This window comes from Pseudomonas sp. M5A4_2d (assembly GCF_053345295.1).
Genome location: NZ_JBKEZW010000002.1, coordinates 511616 through 531608, shown reverse-complemented (window position 1 = coordinate 531608; position 19993 = coordinate 511616). Strand labels below are relative to the sequence as shown.

The 19993-nt window shown below is 59.4% G+C and carries 12 protein-coding genes and 2 pseudogenes; 1 reads left to right on the top strand and 13 read right to left on the bottom strand.

Translation table 11 applies throughout. The features are described from left to right. Window positions 1-159: 159 nt before the first annotated feature. A complete protein-coding gene (locus ACLBW8_RS09440) occupies window positions 160-435 on the top strand; it encodes an HU family DNA-binding protein (RefSeq protein WP_003213368.1) in 276 nt (91 codons plus the stop codon). An 82-nt stretch (window positions 436-517) separates the two neighbouring features. Here ACLBW8_RS09440 and ACLBW8_RS09435 read toward each other — a convergent pair whose 3' ends face one another. The 13 genes and pseudogenes from ACLBW8_RS09435 to tssE form a co-directional block, all read right to left on the bottom strand. Beyond that, on the bottom strand, window positions 518-874 hold the full coding sequence (locus ACLBW8_RS09435; RefSeq protein WP_447805225.1) for a DUF7716 domain-containing protein: 357 nt from the start codon (window positions 872-874) through the stop codon (window positions 518-520). A 78-nt stretch (window positions 875-952) separates the two neighbouring features. Continuing rightward, window positions 953-1144 (bottom strand): annotated as a pseudogene (locus ACLBW8_RS09430) (hypothetical protein); the annotation flags it as partial. Window positions 1145-1228: 84 nt separating this feature from the next. Further along, window positions 1229-1702 (bottom strand): SMI1/KNR4 family protein, encoded by a 474-nt coding sequence (locus ACLBW8_RS09425; protein ID WP_447805224.1) that lies wholly within the window; start codon window positions 1700-1702, stop codon window positions 1229-1231. Window positions 1703-1714: 12 nt separating this feature from the next. Further along, entirely contained in the window at window positions 1715-6115 is a 4401-nt protein-coding gene (locus tag ACLBW8_RS09420) for an RHS repeat-associated core domain-containing protein (protein ID WP_447805223.1), read from the bottom strand. A gap of 12 nt (window positions 6116-6127) precedes the next feature. Beyond that, a pseudogene (locus tag ACLBW8_RS09415) lies at window positions 6128-6268 on the bottom strand (DUF1795 domain-containing protein); the annotation flags it as partial. A 39-nt stretch (window positions 6269-6307) separates the two neighbouring features. Beyond that, the gene (locus tag ACLBW8_RS09410) at window positions 6308-6907 is read right to left on the bottom strand and encodes a hypothetical protein (protein ID WP_447805222.1); all 600 of its coding nucleotides are present in this window, start codon (window positions 6905-6907) and stop codon (window positions 6308-6310) included. Window positions 6908-6925: 18 nt separating this feature from the next. After that, the gene (locus ACLBW8_RS09405; RefSeq protein ID WP_447805221.1) at window positions 6926-11392 is read right to left on the bottom strand and encodes an RHS repeat-associated core domain-containing protein; all 4467 of its coding nucleotides are present in this window, start codon (window positions 11390-11392) and stop codon (window positions 6926-6928) included. 12 nt (window positions 11393-11404) lie between these two features. After that, window positions 11405-11839, bottom strand: a complete 435-nt coding sequence (locus ACLBW8_RS09400) for a DUF1795 domain-containing protein (RefSeq protein WP_179610029.1) — start codon at window positions 11837-11839, stop codon at window positions 11405-11407. A 15-nt stretch (window positions 11840-11854) separates the two neighbouring features. Further along, window positions 11855-13795: a type VI secretion system Vgr family protein gene (locus ACLBW8_RS09395; RefSeq protein WP_447805220.1), complete on the bottom strand. Its 1941-nt coding sequence runs from the start codon at window positions 13793-13795 to the stop codon at window positions 11855-11857. A 158-nt stretch (window positions 13796-13953) separates the two neighbouring features. Further along, window positions 13954-16617: a type VI secretion system ATPase TssH gene (gene tssH, locus ACLBW8_RS09390; protein WP_221295912.1), complete on the bottom strand. Its 2664-nt coding sequence runs from the start codon at window positions 16615-16617 to the stop codon at window positions 13954-13956. Continuing rightward, window positions 16610-17653: a type VI secretion system baseplate subunit TssG gene (tssG, locus tag ACLBW8_RS09385; protein ID WP_221295911.1), complete on the bottom strand. Its 1044-nt coding sequence runs from the start codon at window positions 17651-17653 to the stop codon at window positions 16610-16612. The genes tssH and tssG overlap by 8 nt, the downstream gene beginning before the upstream one ends. Then, window positions 17617-19476, bottom strand: coding sequence for a type VI secretion system baseplate subunit TssF (gene tssF / locus ACLBW8_RS09380; RefSeq protein ID WP_447805219.1), 1860 nt, complete (start codon window positions 19474-19476; stop codon window positions 17617-17619). The genes tssG and tssF overlap by 37 nt, the downstream gene beginning before the upstream one ends. Continuing rightward, window positions 19473-19988, bottom strand: a complete 516-nt coding sequence (gene tssE, locus ACLBW8_RS09375; protein ID WP_447805218.1) for a type VI secretion system baseplate subunit TssE — start codon at window positions 19986-19988, stop codon at window positions 19473-19475. The genes tssF and tssE overlap by 4 nt, the downstream gene beginning before the upstream one ends. Window positions 19989-19993 lie beyond the last annotated feature (5 nt).

Genomic DNA, 19993 nt, shown 5'->3' with positions numbered 1-19993 from the left:
TTCGCTCTAGAAAGGTCGCCGCGAGACTGGCGGAGCGTGCGAGGGCATGCCATCCTCACTCCCGTCTGCCGCAGAGTAGAGCCTGCGGCGCCTTGGGCGTTGCTCCATAAGAGAGCAGCACGGACATAACAACAAAAAACCGTCAAAGAGGCTTCACTTATGCGTAAACCAGAACTCGCAGCCGCCATCGCTGAAAAAGCGGATCTCACCAAAGAACAGGCCAACCGCGTCCTCAACGCCGTTCTCGAAGAAATCACCGGCGCCCTGCACCGCAAGGACAGCGTCACACTGGTTGGCTTCGGCACCTTCCTGCAACGCCACCGCGGCGCCCGCACCGGCAAAAACCCGCAAACCGGTGAGCCTGTGAAGATAAAGGCGAGCAACACCGTTGCGTTCAAGCCGGGCAAGTCGCTCAAAGACAGCGTCAACCCGTAAGAGCGGTACCGTCTGAAGGGAGGCGGGTTGGAAAAAAATGGGCACGCCGACTGGGTCGGGTGCCCATTTTTTTGGATAGGAATCAGGCTTCCATGAAGTCGTCGTATTCCCGATAGTGATTGATTGCTCGGATCAAAATATCACTATCTGGCGCCTTAACCTTCTTTTGAATAACTTCGAATATGGCTTGAAGCGTTTGCACATCCAGCCAGGTTTCGACGTTTTCTTTTTCCAAGGACTTTGGGATAAGCTCGCCGGCAGAATTCTCGACTGTTTTATCGTCTTCCTCGAGATCGTCAATTTCGTCCTCGGAAATGAGGTAGAAAATTGCTTTCTCTGGTCCTTCTTCCCATTTATCCAGGTTGGTATAGACCCAGTCGTTATCGGTATGGGAGTTGACGGTGCTGAACAGGTTGGTGATGCCGGGCATCTTTTTCATCAGTAACTCCTCATTTCTGACCACGCTGCCGCTTTTATTACGCACCTCAACCAACCCGGCGCCTGCCTACGGACCGTCGAGCAGGTTGGCGGCGGCATCGTATTCGAACTGCTTTTGCGTCGCCGCGGGCATCAGCGATGGCTGGCTGTTAAGGCGGCGTTGGCGTGAGCGCAGGCGGCTGCGTTCGAAGTCGCTGATGACCTGGCCGTCGAGATTGATCTGGTCCAAGTGGCCGCTCCAGTAGTAAAGGCGGTTGAGCCGGCGGCCGTCCAGCGGGGCACCTCACTGGCAGAACACGCATGTCTGCTTTGATTCCCTAGGTGGGGCGATCTTTGTGAGAACTCGTTATTTTACTTATCCCTCGTCGACATCATCCTCACCAATCAGCCCCTGAACGAATCTCAGGAAATTTGGGCAAATGGGCTTTTCGGATTCCGCATGATTTTCTTCAGGGCTCAGGTCGCTATCAAAAGTATCTGTCGTGAAATAACTAACAGCTCCGGTATCGAGATTCAGGCAAAAAAAGTTGCCGCCCCAATCATTCGCGAATGGTAGGAGGTGTGCAGGAATAACCTTTTTTTTCAGCATTAACTGATAAGTGGACAGCACTGTAGATTCGCCATTCGAAATTGGCTTGAAAACGGAAACTTCTACGGGCTCTTCAAAATCTTCGCTTTGCCAATAGGTACGTTCGGGCGTACCGCCGTTGTACTTTAGATAGTGATTTCGGAATGGCGACGGCAGTTTTTTTCCGAGAATAGACTCCAAATGGTCCAAGTCCGTTGAGGCGATAGTTGGGCTACTACCTGAGAATTTGTTTTCGATCATCTTTATCTCCAATCATGAGCAGCGCCCAGGGTTGAGTTTATTTTTGGGAATTCTGTTCGCCAGCCAACCCTTTTTGGAGGCTGCAAGGACTGCTTCGCTTTTGTCGTACTTAACCTTGAAGTGTTTTTCGAACTGCGCGACCGACCCGCCATGTGGGAACGTGGCTTCATGAGCTGACGTTTTGACCAACTGCATGGTCGTCGTCCCCGTTTTTGAGTTGAAGTCATCAACGTGGTGCCAGGTGTAGCCTGTTGCAGCGCTTTTGGGAATACCTGCCTCTTTGAAGGCCTGCGTGAAATCTCGCGTTCTCCGACCTTGCATTTTGATAGTAACGATATTTCGTTGTGAGCCTGTCGTCGGGAACAGGTCACTGCTCCCAGTGAAGTCCACCCCTGCATACGCCCAGCCCCACGGGTCTGCCCAGCCAATAGGATTTGGAGCGTATTGGTAAAGATTAAGGCCTCCTTCCAACCCAATCGGATCCGGCGTCGTAAACCGCCCCACATCCGGATCATAAAACCTGAACGTATTGAAATGCAGCCCCGTCTCCCGGTCCAGATACTGCCCCTGAAACCGTAGATTTTGTTCCTCGATGTAATAAGGCTCGCGCGCCTCTTCCAGCGTGCTGCCCCACACCCGATAAGTCGCCTGCCAGACGCTGTGTCCGTCAGCTTCGGTCAGTTGCTCCGGCAACCCGTTCAGGTCGTTGTGGTAGTAACGAATCTTCTGCAACGGCCCGGCACCGTCGACGCGAGCCAAAGGTTGGTAGCCTTCGTCTTCATAGACGTAAAGGCTCGTCTGACTGTGCTTGTGCTCCTGCAACAACCGCAGCCCATCCCACATGAACCGGGTTTCCCCCAACGGATACCCATCGCTGCCATGCTCGGTTTTTTCAACCCGCCGCCCCAGCGGGTCGTAGACCATTCTGACCACGCTGCCGCTTTCATTACGCACCTCAACCAACCGGCTTTCTGCGTCATACACAAACCGCTGCACACCGCGCTTGGCGCTGCGTTTTTCGATCATCCGTCCAAACGCATCGTAGCGATAACGCTTGTCCTGATAGGTCAGCAGCTTGTTATGCACCACTAACCCGGCGCCCGTCTGCGGGCCGTCGAGCAGGTTGGCGGCGGCGTCGTAGGCGAAGGTTTCGCGCTGGCCGTGCAGGTTGTCCTGGCTGGCGATGATGCGGCCGGTGGCGTCGTAGTGCAGCAGTTGGCGGTGTTGTGCCGCGGGTTGCTGGTCGAGTTTGCCGATCAGGTTGTCGGCGGGGTCGTATTCGAACTGCTTTTGCGTCGCCGCAGGCATCAGCGATGGCTGGCTGTTAAGGCGGCGTTGGCGTGAGCGCAGGCGGCCGCTGCGGTCGTATTCGCTGCGGGTGCTGAGCTGGCCTTGGGTGCGCAGTACTTCGCGGTGCAGGCGGTCGCGTTCGAAGTCGCTGATGACCTGGCCGTCGAGGTTGATCTGGTGCAGGTGGCCGCTGCCGTAGTACAGGCGATTGAGCCAGCGCCCGTCCGGCAGTTGGGTCTGGATCAGGTTGCCGAGTTCGTCGTAGTGATGTTGCAGCCTGCCGCCGGCACTTTGTTCGGCAAGCAACTGGCCGACAGCGTCGTAGGCGAAACCCAACGCCTGGGCATTGCCTTGCAGATCAGTGAAGGTGACCGCCGTGAGCTGATCCACCGCATCGTAGCTGTACTCAGTGCGGCCATCGTCGGTGGTCTTGGCGACCAGTCGGCCGACCGCATCACGCTCCAGCCGATGAACGATGGGCGCTGGCGGCGTTTCGGGGACCACCGCCAAGCCATTGCCATAAGGCGCCGGAACGGCAGTCACCGCTGTGATGTTGGCCAGCCGGTCGTAGTCGTAGCGCTTGGCGCTGCCGTCGAGGTCTTGCTGTTCAGCCAGCCGATCGCCGGCATCCCACGCAAACCGATAGCTTTCACCGTTCTCATTGACCAACGCTTGCAGCCGCCCGTAGCTGTCGTAGCCGAACTGCACCTGGCGACCATGGGCGTCGGTGCGCTGGCGCACCTGGCCACGCCGGTTATGTTGATAGAGCGTGGTGTGCCCGGCGGGATCGGTATAGCCCACCAACTGCCCGCTGGCATCGCGCTGGAAATGTTCGGTGCGGCCGTCCGGCAGTTGGCTGCTGAGCAATCGGCCCTGGGCGTCGTAGCTGAATTGGGTACGTTCACCGAGGGCATCGGTGATGAGCTGCAAATAACCGCGCTCGTCGTAGCTGAAGCGCGTTGGGTAGCCCGAGCAATCAATATGCTCGACCAGTTGCCCGAACGGGTTCCAGCGCAGTTGTTTGCTTTTGCCGGTGGCGTCGATGATTTCCACGACCTGGCCGTGGGCGTCATAACGATAGCGGGTGATGTAACCCAGCGGATCGGTCTCGGCGATGCAATTGCCGCGCGGGTCATAGCGATACTGCCAACTGTTGTCGGCGGCGTCGGTCTCCACCAGCGGTAATGCCCAGTGCTCCAGCCATAAGGTGGAGTCGCTGCGCCCGAGCGGGTCGGTTTCGCCGATCAGGTTGCCGCTCTCATCGTAGCTGTACTCATAGCGGCCGCCTTGCGGGTCGGTGGCGCTGAGTAACTGGCGTTCGTCGTTCCATTCGAACAGCCAGGTCTGGCCGAGATTGTCGCTGTATTGAATGATCTGGTACTGAGTGTTCCAGTGTCGAGTGCTGACGCGTTGCAAACCGTCGGTGATGCGGGTCAGGCCCGCCTGCAAGTCGTAGTCGAACTGGTAGGCGTCACCCTCATCGGTCCAGTGCCGGACCACACGCCATTCCAGGCCTTCAATCAACGCCCACTCATAGAAGCAGCGCAACCCGGTGGGCAATTGATGCTCAACCATGCGCCGCCCGGCATCGTAGGCGAAGCGTCGCTGCACCTGGCCGGTTGCGTCGCGCACCTGCGCCAGATTGCCCTCGGCGTCATAGCCATAACTGACCAGCAATTCACGATGTTGATCCGGATAGAGGCGTTCGATGTGGGTCACATGGCCCTGATCACGGATCAGCTCAACCTGCACCAGATCGAACGTATCGCGCAGACGCACCAGGCGCCCGGCGTCGTCATAGTCGAGATAAATGCGGTTGTCGTTACGGTCACCCAACTGGCTCAGGCGCAGTCGCGACGGGTTTGCCGGTGTCGGCTCGAACAAGCGGTACACGCCGGCGTCACTTTCGATCAGCAACTGCCCATTCAGGTGTCGCCGCACCGCGAGCCCTTCACCGGCACTGAATACTGCGCCGCCCAACGGAATCGAACCCATGTCGATGGGCCGGCCCTGTTCATCGGTGTAGACCAGCGTTTCGCCGCCCTCGGGATGCGGCTGGATGTCGACGCACACCTCGTAGGCCACGCTCCAACCGGTACCGAACAGGCTACCTTGGCGTTCGTCGCGGCTGTTGTAAAAGCGCTGCCAGCCGATCGACAAAATGCCCGGCAGCACGAAATCCAGTTCCTCGACATCGCCGAGTATCTTCGCGCCCGTCGCAGCATGCACCGGGTTCGACGAGCCCATCGCGGCGTTGGCCGCAGCCCCCATCGCACTGCTGATTGCCATCGAGGTCGCGCCGCTGACCAACATGCACGGCAACTTGCTGAAGAACTTGCCCTTGCCGCCCTTGAGCATCAACAACGCCGTGACCGCCAGGCCGACACCCGGGGTCTTGCCGCTGCGAATTTCACGCACCACCACCGAGCCGCCGCCGATGGCCACGTTGGATGAGATCAAGCCGGACGACACCACCGTCGCATCGCAGGTACTGCGATCACCGCTGCGCACGGCAGGTTGACCATTGACCGTAACCTTTTCCGAACCTTCGGCAAGAAACTGCGGCGGCATTGGCGGGTGCTTCATGCACACGACCAGGTCCAGCGGCTTCGGCACGGCGCCCGGCGCGGGCGTCGCGACGGTGGGGCGCCACATCTGCGAGAAGAAACCTTCGGCCATGTCCAGGTAGCTGGGTTCTGGTTCAGGCTTGGACGCTTCCAGCTCGGTGCCAGCCGGTGTGACATGGGAGCTGATCGCCCCGGCCGCGCGGACGGCAGGCATGTTATTGGTGAGGGTATCGGTGGAACCGGTGAGAATGTTCGCCTGCACCGAGGGAGGAAACAGGGCGTTGCTAAAGGCATCGCATATCTTGGTCAGGCCTTTGTCCGCGCCACTCTTGCTCATGGCGAGGCCGACAATCGTGCCCACTACCGCGCCCAGCAGGAAGCAGCCGAGGCCGCCGGTGACCACGGTAATGCCGGTGGCAGCCACCACGGCAGCGGTCGCCACCGCAGTGATCGCGATATTGGCCGCCACTTCCAGCACACCGCCGAGGATGTCCGCCATCATCGAGGTGTGGGACAGCGCATCGCCCATTCGGGCCGCCCATAACGCGTCAGACATGCAGGCTGCTCATCAAGAAATAGCGTCGAACGACAGCGAATTTTTTATCAATGCCCAGTGCGCCGCCTCGGCATCCCCAAGCGTGTCCGCCTTCACATAACTCAAGGCGAGCATCTTGCGCGTGCCCGGCAGCACTGGAACACCTTGGTATTGCCCAGCTGGACTTATCAGCGGCATAGCCTTGGTTAACCCTTAGCCATAGAAGTAATCAAAAAAGCGTTCGAAATTTCCCGTTCCGAGCAAAGGGCTGACATCCTCAATCAACCGCTCTCTAAAGGCCGTCGATAGCGTATCGTCATCGTTATAGATACCAAAAATATCGTACTCGCCATGGACGATCTCAATCAGTTTGGCAAACGCCAAAAAGAAATCGGCCAGTGTATCGGCAATCTTGAAAGGGTCGACCGCGTCGTAGCTCGCCCACACGGGCGTACCAATGGTGCTCGTGATTGCAATGATGGGTTTACCGCCACCCATATCATCCATAAGCACTAAGTAATCATCGAGCCAGTCCTCGTTGATTTCTGTTTTGTTCGAATCGCCCATCCATTTATAGCCAACCTGGGCATCTTCTATCTTGCTCAAATCGAAGAAGCAGATTGGCGTGGTACCGGTTTCAATCTCCACGTCGACCGGTTCGCAATTATCGTAGAAATAGTCGATCTCGGCAGAGTGGGCCAGTGTCTTTGGCCATTTGGCGTTTGCCTGTCGGTTGGTTTCAAAGCTGCCCTCAAGATCAAATTTCTTGTGGACCCGGCGCAGTTCATTGAATGAATTATCTAGTGCGCTCATGTCTTCTCCAGCAGAAAATTATTTACCACAGCCCGGCTTTCCGGGAGTGTTAACACGGTCGATCAATCGTCCCTTGCTTGCCCTGGTATAGCTTTTACGGTGTCCTTGAGGGCTATTCATATGCTCGTCTACACCACTGGGGTGTTTGGCGTTCTGCAAGAATACGATGTTCCTCGGGTCACCTTTCCACGCCGGGCCCAATGCACCATTGCCCTTGACGCTATTGATATGGTGTCCGGTATACCCTGCTTTTGACATCTTGGAATTGAGTTGAGCGTTGTTCGTGGTGTTCTTGATCATATCGCGTTCGGGGGCTGTCCAATTTCTTGATCCGCCACCACGTGATACCAACTCTCGTTCCTGCCCCCATGCCCGGTTGATCGCCGTTGCACGATCACCGGCTTCCGGTGTGATAGATGCCTTGGGTTTGTAACGCATCAAGTCTTCGGGACTTAATCCGTAAGGGTCGATCCAGGTCTGTGGATTGGTTGAGTACAGGTAAAGGTTTAGCCCCCCTGCGAGCCCGATGGGATCGGGAGTAGTGAAGCGGCCGATATCCGGGTCATAGAAGCGGAATATGTTGTGATGCAGGCCGGTTTCTCTGTCCAGGTACTGGCCTTGGAACCTCAGGTTTTGTTCTTCGATATAGTAGGGTTCACGTGTTTCCTGAACTGTATTTCCCCAAATCTGATAGCTGGCATGCCAGACGGTCTGACCTTCTGCTTCCGAGAGCAGCTCGGGCAGGCCATTGAGGTCATTGTGGTAATAGCGGACTTTCTGCTGGGCGCCGCTACCATCAACGCGCGCCAGCGGTTCGTGGCCCTCGTCCTTGTAGATGTAAAGGCTGGTCTGGGCATGCTTGTGTTCCTGGAGCAAGCGCAGTCCGTCCCAGGTGAAGCGGGTCTCGCTCAACAAATAGCCATTCCCATCGTGGGTGGCCTTGGCTGTTCGTCTTCCTAAGGGGTCATAGGTCATCCTGACGACTGACCGCTGCCCGCCGTGCTCGTTGTGCACTTCAATCAAGCGATGTTCGGCGTCATAGGTGAAGCGCTGGACACCACGATTGGCGCTGCGTTTTTCGATCATTCGACCGAAACCGTCGTAACGATAACGTTTGTCCTGAAACGTCAGGAGTTTGTTGTGCTGCACCAGCCCCGCCCCAGGTCGCGGGCCGTCGAGAAGGTTCGCGGCTGCATCGTAGGAATAGGTTTCGCGCTGGCCCACGAGATTGTCTTGGCTGGCGACTACCCGGTCGGTGGCGTCGTAGTGCAGCAGTTGTCTGCGCTGGCCGCTAGGCTGTTGCTCAAGTTTGCCAATTAGATTATCGGCGGGGTCGTACTCGAACTGCTTCTGTACCGCTGCAGGAAGTACTGATCCCCGAGTGATCTGGCCTCGCTCACAAGCACGCAAGCGCCCACAGCGGTCATAATAGTGACGAGTGCTGAGGTGGCCCTGGGTACGTAGTACTTCGCGGTGCAGGCGGTCGCGCTCGAAGTCGCTGATGACCTGCCCGTCGAGGTTGATCTGATGGAGGTGCCCACTGCCGTAGTGCAGCCGATTGAGCCAGCGTCCGTCAGGCAAGTGAGTTTGGCCCAGGTTTCCAAGTTCGTCGTAATGATGCTGAAGTACTCCTGCGGCGCTCCTCTCTTCGATCAGTTGACCAACCGTGTCGTAGCCGAAGTTGATCGTTTGGTGCTCACCGGCATTGTCGGTAAACGTGATGGCCTTGAGTTGGTCCAGCGAGTCGTAGGTGTATTCCGTTCGTCCATCATCGGTGACCTTTGCCACCAGACGCCCTGACGCGTCGCGCTCAAAGCAATGCACGATAGGTGCTTCGGGCGTTATTGATACCAGTGCCATCCCGCTACCGTGAGGTGCTGGAATAGCTTCCATCCGTGTGATGTTGTTCAGTGCGTCATAGTGATAGCGGCGCACGCTACCATCCAGGTCTTGCTGTTCAGCTACGCGGTCGTTGGCATCCCAGGCGATGCGATATCGCTCACTGTTTTCGTTGGTCAGGGTTTGAAGGCGGCCATAGCTGTCGTAGGCAAAGTTAACTTGGCGTCCGTGCGCATCGAGGCGTTGGCAAACCTGCCCCTGGCGATTACGTTGATAGTACGTAGAGTGCCCGGCGAAGTCGGTATGGGCGATCAATTGACCGCTGCCATCGCGTTGGAAATGTTCAACGCGGCCGTCAGGCAGCTCGGTACTCAGCACCAGGCCCCGCACATCGCAAACAAAGGTCGTTCGTTCACCCAGTGCATCGGTGATGGCTTGCAAATAGCCTCTTTCGTCGTAATTGAAACGAGTCGGGTAACCGGAGCAGTCAATATGCTCAATGAGCTGGCCGAAGGGGTTCCAACGCAGCTTTTTACTTTTTCCGGCCGCATCGATGATCTCCACCAATTGCCCGCAATTGTCATAACGATATTGCGTGACATGGCCCTGAGGGTCCGTCTCAGCGATGCAGTTACCTCGTTGGTCGTAGCGCAACTGCCAGGAGTTTCCCTCACTGTCAGTGCCTGATACCGGCAACGCCCAATGTTCCAGCCAAGTTGTGGACTCGTTGCGCCCCAGTGGATCGAGGCTGCCAGTCAAGTTACCGGTATCGTCATAACTGAGTTCGTAGCGCCCACCTTGGGGATCCGTTGCACCGATGAACTGGCGTTCTTCGTTCCAATCGAAAAGCCAGGTCTGATCGAGCGCATCGGTGAACTGGATAATTTGAAACTGACGATTCCATTTGCGCGTACTGACCCGGTCAAGGCCGTCGGTGATACGGGTAGTTCCCGACTTTAGGTCATAGTCGAAGCGATAGAGGTCGCCATCCTCTGTCCAATGCTGGACAACCCGCCACTCCAAGTCGTCTATGCAGGCCCACTGGTAAAAACAGCGTAGGCCAGCTGGCAATTGATGCTCAATCATCCGTCGCCCGGTGTCGTAGGCAAAGCGGCGCTGGACCTGGCCGCTCGCATCACGGACTTCAGCCAAATCCGTGCTGGTAGTGTAGGAATAATTAACCAACACCTCGCGTCGTTGATCGCTATAGAGGCGTTCGACTTGGCTCAGGCGGCCCAGGTGATAGCTCAACTCGATACGAACTTGGTCCAGCGTGTCACGAAGATGTTTCAGTCGACCGCTGTTGTCATAGTCTAGGTAAATACGGTTGTCGTTGCGGTCGCCCAGTTGCGCCAGCCGCAGCCGTGCAGGCGCCTGCGGGGTGGGTTCGAACAAGCGATACACACCATCGGCGCTTTCAATCAGCAATTGACCATTGCTATTCCTTCGTACGGCAAGCCCCTCACCTGTGCTGAATACTGCACTTCCAAGAGCAATTGAGCCCATGTCGATGCGGCGTCCCTGCTCATCAATGTAGAGCAATTGGTCGCCACCATCCGGATGCTCAAGAACCTGCACGCTGATTTCGTAGGCAACGCTCCAGCCTGCGCCAAACAAACCGTCTCGTCGCTCGTCGCGACTGTTGTAGACGCGTTGCCACTCGATGGGCAGTGTTCCCGGCAAGACAAAGTCCAGTTCATCTTCGGCGCCGAGAACTTTGGCGCCTGTTGCCGCATGAACAGGATTGGGTGAGCCAATGGCGGCATTGGCCACGGCGTTGACTGCCTGGCTGACTGCATAGGAACTCACGCCACTAAGCAACATGCAGGGTAGGTTGCTGAGAAACTTGCCTTTGCTACCTTTAAGCATCATTAGCGCGGTAACAGCCAGACCGACACCTGGCGTTTTACCACTGCGTATTTCACGCACAACGACTGAACCGCCGCCGATGGTCACGTTTGGCGATATAAGACCGGACGATACGACGGTCGCATCGCATGTACTGCGGTCGCCGCTACGTACGGCGGGCTGGCTATTGACCGTAACCTTTTCTGAGCCCTCGGCGAGGAACTGCGGTGGCATCGGCGGATGCTTCATGCAGGTCACCAGGTCCAGCGGTTTTGGTACAGCACCGGGTGCAGGGGTTGCGACCGTGGGGCGCCACATCTGCGAGAAAAAACCCTTGGCCATATCCAGATAGCTCGGATCTTCGGGGTTCTCCTGAGCGGCTGGCGGTTGCTCACTTTCCGTGCCCGAGGGGGAGACATGGGACGGCACCGCTCCAGCCGCTCTGGCAGCGGGTGTCGAATTGATCAACGTATCGGTAGAACCGCTAAGTATCGTGGCCATGACCATGGGGGGAAACAGCGCGTTAGCGATGCCCTCGCACATGTTACTTAGACCTTTGTCAGCCCCTGTCTTGCTCATGGCAAGGCCAACCACCACACCAACCACTGCGCCAAGCAGGCAGGCACCCAGGCCTCCCGTCGCGACGGTGATACCGGTAGCGGCCACCACCGCTGCCGTCGCCAGCGCGGTGATTGCAACGTTGGCTGCGATCTCCAACACGCCGCCAAGGATATCGGCCATCACTGATGTATGGGATAAACCATCGCCCAAGCGGGCCGCCCATAACGCGTCAGACATGCAGGCTGCTCATCAAGAAATAGCGTCGAACGACAGCGAATTTTTTATCAATGCCCAGTGCGCCGCCTCGGCATCCCCAAGCGTGTCCGCCTTCACATAACTCAAGGCGAGCATCTTGCGCGTACCCGGCAGCACCAGCGCCAGCTGGTACTGGAACACCTTGTCATTGCCCTTGTTGAACTGGCTGCGCAGCTCAATGCCTTCCACCTCTTGGGCGGCGCCCAAACGCACGGTCACGCTCGGTTGGCAGCGCAAGTCCTGCACCTGTTTTTCCAGGCGCTTGAGCTGGTCGTCGAAGTTGCTGTGCAGGGTTTCGCCGTCGGTGAGGAAGCTGCGGCTGATGATCAAGGACGTGCCCAGCTCAGGGAACTTGAGGATGTTGATCGACGCGTCTTGCAGCTCGCCCGCAGGCAGTTGGAACTGGAATTCGTTGATTCGGTACGTCATGGCAAACGGGTCTCGTCAGGAGCTTTTAGGCGCGGGGAAGACGGCTTTGATATTGGCGTCGATGCTTTTTTTGATGCCCTGGCCATCGGGCGTGGCGCCGGGGCCGTGGTCGTTGTTCAGATGCAGTACGCCGCCGGTGTTGAACTCGGCATCGCCGCTGGCATAGAAGCTGATATTCACGCCGGTGAGGTTGATCTGCCCACTGGCGTTCAGCTCCAGGATGCTTTTGCCGCAGACCAGGCGCAGGTTTTCACCCACTTCGATGATGTAGCTCTGGCTGATGCTGTCGGTCTTCCTCTGGCCGACCAAGAGGACGTCCTGCTGCTTGACGATGCGCGTACGGTTATTCCCGATGGTCACCGTCTCGTCATGCCCGATGCTCTTGTTGCGGTCATGCCCGACGGAGTGGCTTTCATCCACTTCCACCACGATGTCCTGATTGCGCTCGGCATGGATATACAACTGCTCCAGCCCCTTCTTGTCCTCCATGCGGATTTCATTGAAGTTGGCTGGTGTGCCGCCCTTGCTGGAGCGACTTTTCATGCCGCTCTGGGTGGCATTCTCCGGCAGGTCGTAAGGCACCGTCTGCTCGGCGTTGTACACCCGGCCGGTAATGATCGGCCGGTCCGGGTCACCTTCCAGAAAGCTCACAATCACTTCCTGGCCGATCCGCGGGATCTGCATCGAGCCCCAGTTTTTACCAGCCCAGGATTGCGATACACGAATCCAGCACGAGCTGTTTTCGTTGGATTGGTCATGGCGGTCCCAGTAGAAGTGCACCTTTACGCGGCCATACTGGTCGGTCCAGATTTCTTCACCTTTGGGGCCGACCACGAGAGCAGTCTGCGGGCCTTTGACAATGGGCCGGTGCGTGCTGGCTAAAGGTCGAAAGCTTTGTTGGGCATCGATACAGGTAAGGCTACTTTCGAATTGCGCCGAGCCCGAGCCGCCGCCGCTTTCCAGACTTTCCTGGACGATGTAGTAACGGCAACCGACGATCAGGTATTCGCGGTTCTGGTCCTGGCGGCTGAAGCCGGTGAGGCTGAACAAGTGGCCCGCACCAAGGCCTCGCGCGTTGCCGCTGAACTCGATCTGCTCATGCAGGGTTTGCAGGGCTTCAATGCGGGTGCGCGCGTAGTGTTCGCCGTCTTCACTTTGCACATAAGTGCCGGGGTAGTCGTACAGCGGGTAGTCGCCGGCAGTGTGCGGGCGCGGCATCGCCGAGCGCACGTCGATGCTGGCGCTGGGGCGCTGGAAGTCGTAGTCGTTCAGCTCCAGCGACCCCGGCTGCACCTCGTGCGCCAGGTGCCAGTTGTGCATATGGTCGCGTTCGCGCTGCTGCTCGTCCTTGGGGTAGTACGGAATCGACGCGTAGCCCGGCACCGTGGTGTGGGCGCCGTAGGCGTCAGCCAGCACCAGCACATGGCGGTCCTGTTCATGGCGGAAGAAGTAGTAAATGCCTTCCTGTTCCATCAAGCGGCTGACGAAATCAAAGCTGGTTTCGCGGTACTGCACGCAGTATTCCCACTCGCGGTACGGGCGGCTCAGGGCGTCTTCGAAGTCGGAAAAGCCCAGGTCGCGAAACACCTGCTTGATGATCTGCGGGATGCTCAGGTTCTGGAAAATCCGGCAGTCCGAGGTGCGGCTCAGCAGCCAGAACCATGGGCGCAGCGTCACCTGGTAACTGGCGAACTGGCCCTGGTCGATGTTCTGGCTGCACCGCGCGACGATGCCGTGGAAATGCCGCTCGCCACCGTCCGCCAGTTGCACCCCCACGCTCATCGGCTTGCCCAGCAGCTGGTTGAGGTCGATGTTGGCGTCGAGTGACGTCAGTTGCAGCTCATAGTTGAACAACCTGCCCAGCTCTTCGCCGCCCCCCATTTCATTGAGCAACAGCACATCCGGCCCAAGGGGGCTGGTGATCTTGGCCAGGCGTGAGGCTTGGTTGAATAGCATCGGTTAACCCGTAAATGTCGTTATATCTGACGAAACCTAATCCAACTGTGGGAGGGGGCTTGCTCCCGATAGCAGTGCGTCAGTTGATGCATGAGGTGACTGATTCACCGCTATCGGGAGCAAGCCCCCTCCCACAGTTGTGATCGCATTTCGTCAGGTCAATCGGCGTCGTTGAAGTCGTAGTGCAATTCATTGTCCCGGCTGCTGATGCGCACACCCGCCAGTGCCTTGCCTTCGAGCATGCGCGTGAGGAATTCACGGCTCATGTCCGGCAACAGGCTGTTGGTGAGGATGGTGTCGATCATGCGCCCGCCGCTTTCGGTTTCGGTGCAGCGCGAGACGATCAAGTCGACCACCGCGTCGTCGTAGTCGAAGGCAACTTTGTGCGTATTCTCCACGCGCTTTTTGATGCGGTTGAGTTGCAGGCGGGTGATTGCCTTGAGCATCTCGTCGCTCAGCGGGTAGTAAGGGATCGTCACCAAACGGCCCAGCAGTGCCGGCGGGAAAATCTCCAGCAACGGCTGGCGCAACGCCTTGGCGATCTCTTCCGGCTCGGGCATGTTCGCCGGGTCTTTGCAGACGCGGGAGATCAGTTCAGTGCCGGCGTTGGTGGTCAGCAGGATCAGCGTGTTCTTGAAGTCGATCACGCGGCCTTCACCGTCTTCCATCACGCCCTTGTCGAACACCTGGAAGAAGATTTCATGCACGTCCGGGTGGGCTTTTTCCACCTCGTCCAACAGCACGACGCTGTAGGGTTTGCGCCGTACCGCTTCGGTCAGCACGCCGCCTTCGCCGTAGCCGATATAGCCCGGTGGCGCGCCCTTGAGGGTCGACACGGTGTGGGCTTCCTGGAACTCGCTCATGTTGATGGTGATCACGTTCTGCTCACCGCCGTACATGGCTTCGGCCAGGGCCAGGGCGGTTTCGGTCTTGCCCACGCCGGACGTGCCGGCGAGCATGAACACGCCAATCGGCTTGCTCGGGTTGTCGAGACCGGCGCGAGAGGTCTGGATGCGCTTGGCGATCATCTGCAGGGCGTGGTCCTGGCCGATGATGCGTTTTTTCAGGTGCTGGTCGAGGTTAAGCACCGTCTCCAGTTCGTTGCGCGCCATGCGGCCCACTGGAATGCCGGTCCAGTCGGCGACCACCGAGGCCACAGCCTGGTAATCCACGGTCGGCAGGATCAGCGGGGTTTCGCCTTGCAGGGCGGTGAGGCGTTGTTGCAGGTCCACCAGCTGTGCGCGCAATGCATCGTTGCCGCTGTCGACTTCACCGACTTTCTCACGCAGCGTCGCGCGAGTGGCGAGCAGCTCATCCACCAGCGCTTTCTCTTCGGCCCAGCGGCTTTCCAACGTCGCGAGGCGTTCACGTTCAGCGCTCAGCAAGGCTTCGCTGTTGCTTTGGCGCGCGCCAATCACGATGCCGATGGCATGCTCGCGGGCGATGATTTGCAGCTCGGTTTCCAGCGCTTCGATACGGCGGCGGCTGTCGTCCACTTCGGCGGGCACCGCGTGCAGGCTGATGGCAACACGGGCGCAGGCGGTGTCCAGCAGGCTCACGGATTTATCCGGTAACTGGCGGGCGGGAATGTAGCGGTGCGACAGCTTCACCGAGGCTTCCAGGGCCTCATCGAGGATCTGCACCTGATGGTGTTTTTCCATGGTCGAGGCCACGCCGCGCATCATCAGCAGCGCCTTGTCTTCCGACGGCTCGGCGACTTGCACCACTTGGAAGCGGCGGGTCAGCGCCGGGTCTTTTTCGATGTGTTTTTTGTACTCGGCCCAGGTCGTGGCGGCTACGGTGCGCAAGGTGCCACGGGCGAGGGCGGGCTTGAGCAGGTTTGCTGCGTCACCGGTCCCGGCAGCGCCACCGGCACCCACCAGGGTGTGGGCTTCGTCGATAAACAGGATGATCGGTTTGGGCGAGGCCTGCACGTCTTCGATGACTTGGCGCAGGCGCTGTTCGAACTCGCCTTTCATGCTGGCGCCGGCTTGCAGCAGGCCCACGTCGAGGCTGCGCAGCTCCACGTCTTTGAGTGCGGGCGGCACGTCACCGGCGACGATGCGCAGGGCGAAACCTTCGACCACGGCAGTTTTGCCCACACCGGCTTCACCGGTGAGGATCGGGTTGTTCTGGCGCCGACGCATCAGGATGTCCACCAGTTGGCGGATCTCTTCATCACGCCCAACGATCGGGTCGAGCTTGCCGCTGCGGGCCTGTTCGGTCAGGTCGACGGTAAAGCGCTTGAGCGCTTCCTGCTTGCCCATCGCGCTCGGCGCCATGGCCCCACTGGCCTCGCCCGGGACTGCACCGGCGTTAAAGCCGTCGCTGGCACTGAGGGCGTTTTCCGGCGAGTCGCCGACGTATTCGTCAAAGCGTTCGCTCAGGGTGTCGGCCTTGATCTTGTTGAACTCGGAAGACAAGCCCAGCAGCGCATTGCGCAGGCTCGGCGTCTTGAGAATACCGAGCACCAGGTAACCGGTGCGCACCTGGCTCTCGCCGAACATCAGGCTGCCGTAAACCCAGCCGCGTTCCACGGCTTCTTCCACGTGGGACGACAGGTCGGTGATTGACGTCGAGCCGCGCGGCAGCCGGTCCAGGGCTTCGGTCAGGTCGCGGGCCAGGCGCGCCGGCTCCACGTTGAACTGGCGAACGATGCGGTGCAGGTCCGAGTCCTGCAGCTGCAGCAGTTGGTGAAACCAGTGAGCCAGTTCCACGTACGGGTTGCCCCGCAGTTTGCAGAACACGGTGGCGGCTTCGATGGCCTTGTAGGCCACGCTGTTGAGTTTGCCGAACAGTGCGGCGCGACTGATTTCACCCATGCTCTGGATTCCTTGAGGTGGTGGCGTGATCGGCGTAATGCCGGGCCAGGATTAGGTCGTTGGCGTCGTGCGCGGGGCAGCCGAGCCATGTGTTGAAGCCCAGGCGGAACTGGCCGTTAAGCTGCAGCTTCGGGACTTCAGGTTGTTGCAAAACCAGGTTCAAGTCCCAGTCCAATTCATGGCCCAGGTACTCGGCCACCCACGCCACCAGCTCGTTGAATGGCTGGCTGCCAGGCAGCATGCCCATGTAGTCATCCAGCTTGAGCGGGCCCAGGCGGATGCGGAACTTATGCTGGCGGTCCCACACGTGGCTGCCCAGGCAAAAGTCCACGCCCAGTTGGTTGGCGCTGACACTGACGCGGCTGCGCTCGGGCAGTTCCAGCCACTGGCCGACGTATTCTTCAATCTCAACCGGCAAGCCGAAGTATTCGCTGAGGATCGCCTTCAAACCGTCCGGGTAGCGGGTCTGTGCCGACAAGTGGCCGCTGTAATGCAGCTTCGCCGTATCGGGAATCAGCCCCTGATTCAGCAGGCTCGGCATTCCTCGGCCGCTCAGTGCTGCCAGGCGTGCCGACCAGTAATCATCGTCCGGTCGGTCGTGGCTGACCGTCGGCCGCGCTTCGGCCCAGGCCCGGTAAAACAGGCTGAGCAGGCGATGGTGGAACACATCCAAAAACTGTTTGCTGGTGCTGTCGGCGTTGTTGCGCTGACGCTCGCGCACGTACTCGGTGATGTGCAGCGGCAACGGGCCGTTGGGGCCGCCGAGGCCGAAGAAGAACTGTTCCAGTCGCGCAGGCTTACCGTCGCCGCCGGGATCGACCGAGGCCAAGGTGGCCGGGGCGAAGGTGCAATCGGCTTGCTGCCCCAGACGCAACGGGTCATCCGCCAGGCGCAGGGAATGGCCCAGTCGCGGCAGCTCTGGCGATTCGCACTCGATACGCCGCAGCGCCTGGAAGAAATCGTATTCCCAGGGCTCCTGATGCATCGCATCCAGTGTGTTCACAGGGTCGGACGACGCCCGGGCTTGGCTTTCCATCGCATGATCTCGCCGCGTTCGGTGGTACGGATCACCGTCTCGGTAAAACTGTTGATCGACACGTAACGTGCCAGAAAGCGTTCCAGCACCGCACCGAGCAGGAACACGCCGGTGCCGCGAAACGCGTTTTCATCAAATTCCAGAGTGATTTCCAAGCCGCGGCCAAACACGATCGGGCCAGGCATCGGCAAGCGCCGGGTCACGGCTTTGCTGCTGACTTCGCGCAGGCCTTCGATCTGCAATTGCAGGGCAGCGTCATTGCTATCGCCGTACAAACGCAGCAGTTCGCGCAAGGCGCCGGCGCCCTGGCCTTGCTCGCTCAGCGACAAGTAATTGAGCGACAACTGGCTGATCAGGCGCCAGGCCTTGGCGTCGTGGGCGTGGCTGGCGCGCGGGCGGCTTGGGCCGGCCACACAGCGCACAGACAACACAGGCGCGCTGTCGGCCAAGGTGAAGTCGGTCTTGCCGTTGCCCATACTCATGAACAGCGGCAAATCGCGGTTGGTGCACAGTGCGGTCACGCCGAGTTGGCGCAGGTCGTGGCGGTACGGCGCTTGTTGGCTGTCGACCAGGCTGACGAAGGTTTCGCTACCCACATAGGTGGAGCGCGGGCCGTTGCGGCGTTGGTCGCTGGACAGTACGCGTGGTTCACGGCGTACGGTGTAATACGCTTTGTCGCGACCATAGCGCGATGGGTCGCGCACCGCGTAGAACGGCAGAAACGGCTGCTCCGGCCCGGTGCCGTGCCCCGTGATGCCGCTCAGCGAGTGAATCTCGAAATCCATCGGCCGGGTGCGGTCAGCGATTACATGGTGTTCGTTGACGCGGTCAGACAGGTGGATACGGTCCACGCGTTTCGGGAACAGGTTGATCGCGGGCGTGCAGAACGGTATGAACTGCGCCGCGCCGACACTGCCTTCCAGGCTCGGCTCGTGGCGGTCGAACAACACGATCAGTTCCAGCTCCTGGCCGTCGCAGCGTTTGACTGCACGGCTCAGTTCGGCGAACTCGACGAACAGGAAGCGATGGGGCAGGGCGAAATATTCCTGCAACAACCGGTAGCCCTGAAACGCGCGCGCCACCACCGGCATGGCCGCGTCGGCATCGTCAAAACCCCGTGAGCGCAGCGCGTCTTGCGGCAGGCGTTCAACCCAGTCACCGCCGGGCTTGCGTGCAAACACCGCGCAGGCGTTGCCGAGCAATTGTTCGTAGAGGCGAAACGGTTGCTCATCGGCGCCGCTGAGGTACAGCGGCAGGCTGTCGAGGTCGAGGCTGTTGAACGCCAACTCGGCGCCGGTGCGCAGGGTCAGGCGCAAGCCGGCCTTGGCTTTCGGCTCGCTGGCAGCCAGTCGCCCGAGTACGGCGGCGGGGTTGCCGAAGTACTCGGCGCCGCTGACCTGCAACGGCCACAACGTCACCGGGTGTGCGGTACGGTACTCGCAGCAGGTCTGGGTTTCGCGGCCCAGTGCGGCCCGCAAAACCGTGTCGCGGGGCAGCGGGAAGCCGCTGGCCAGCGAGCCTTCGTCGGGGTCGGTCTGCAATTGCACCACGGTCATCGACGGCGTCGGCGCCAGGTAGTGCGGGTAGGCGATTTCCAGCAGGTTATGGGTGAAGGTCGGGTACTCGGCGTCGAGCTTGAGCTGTACGCGGGCCGTGAGGTAGGCAAAACCCTCGAGCAAGCGTTCGACGTAAGGGTCGGCGCAGTCCATACCGGACAGGGTCAGCCGACTGGCGATCTTCGGGTATTCCTTGGCGAACTCGGCGGCGCTTTCGCGCACGTGGTGCAGTTCCTGGTTGTACAGCTCCAGCAGGCGCGGGTTCATGGGCGCCTCCGCTGGTCGGCATTCACCACGCGCACATGGCCGGACTCCAGGTCGAGGTCGGTTTGCAGCAACAGGCGCAACGGCACCGGCTGTGCCCACAGGTCGCCTTCGATCTCGAAACTCAGGGCGTTGTGGTTCATCTCGCCATGGCCGACGCGGGCTTTGACGCGCAGGGTGTGGCGCAGAATACGTGGCTCAAAGGTGGCGATTGCCTGGTAGATCAGGGCTTCCAGAGCTTTAATGTCGACGCTGGAAACGCTGTTGCCCGCCAGTGCCGGCAGGCCGTAATTGACCACCGACGTATCGGCCGGGGTGTGCAGCGTGGCATCGGCATCCAGCAACGACGTGGTGTTGAGCAGCCACGCCAGGTCGCGCAGAACCGAGGCTTTCAATTGGGTCAGGGACAGCACGCGTTTGTCGGCGCTTTCCTTGGGATTGGTTGGGTCGTCGTCGGTCAGCCGGTCCAGCAAGGACGGTTGCAGACGGTCGCGGGAAGCGATTTCAGTTACCACCAAAG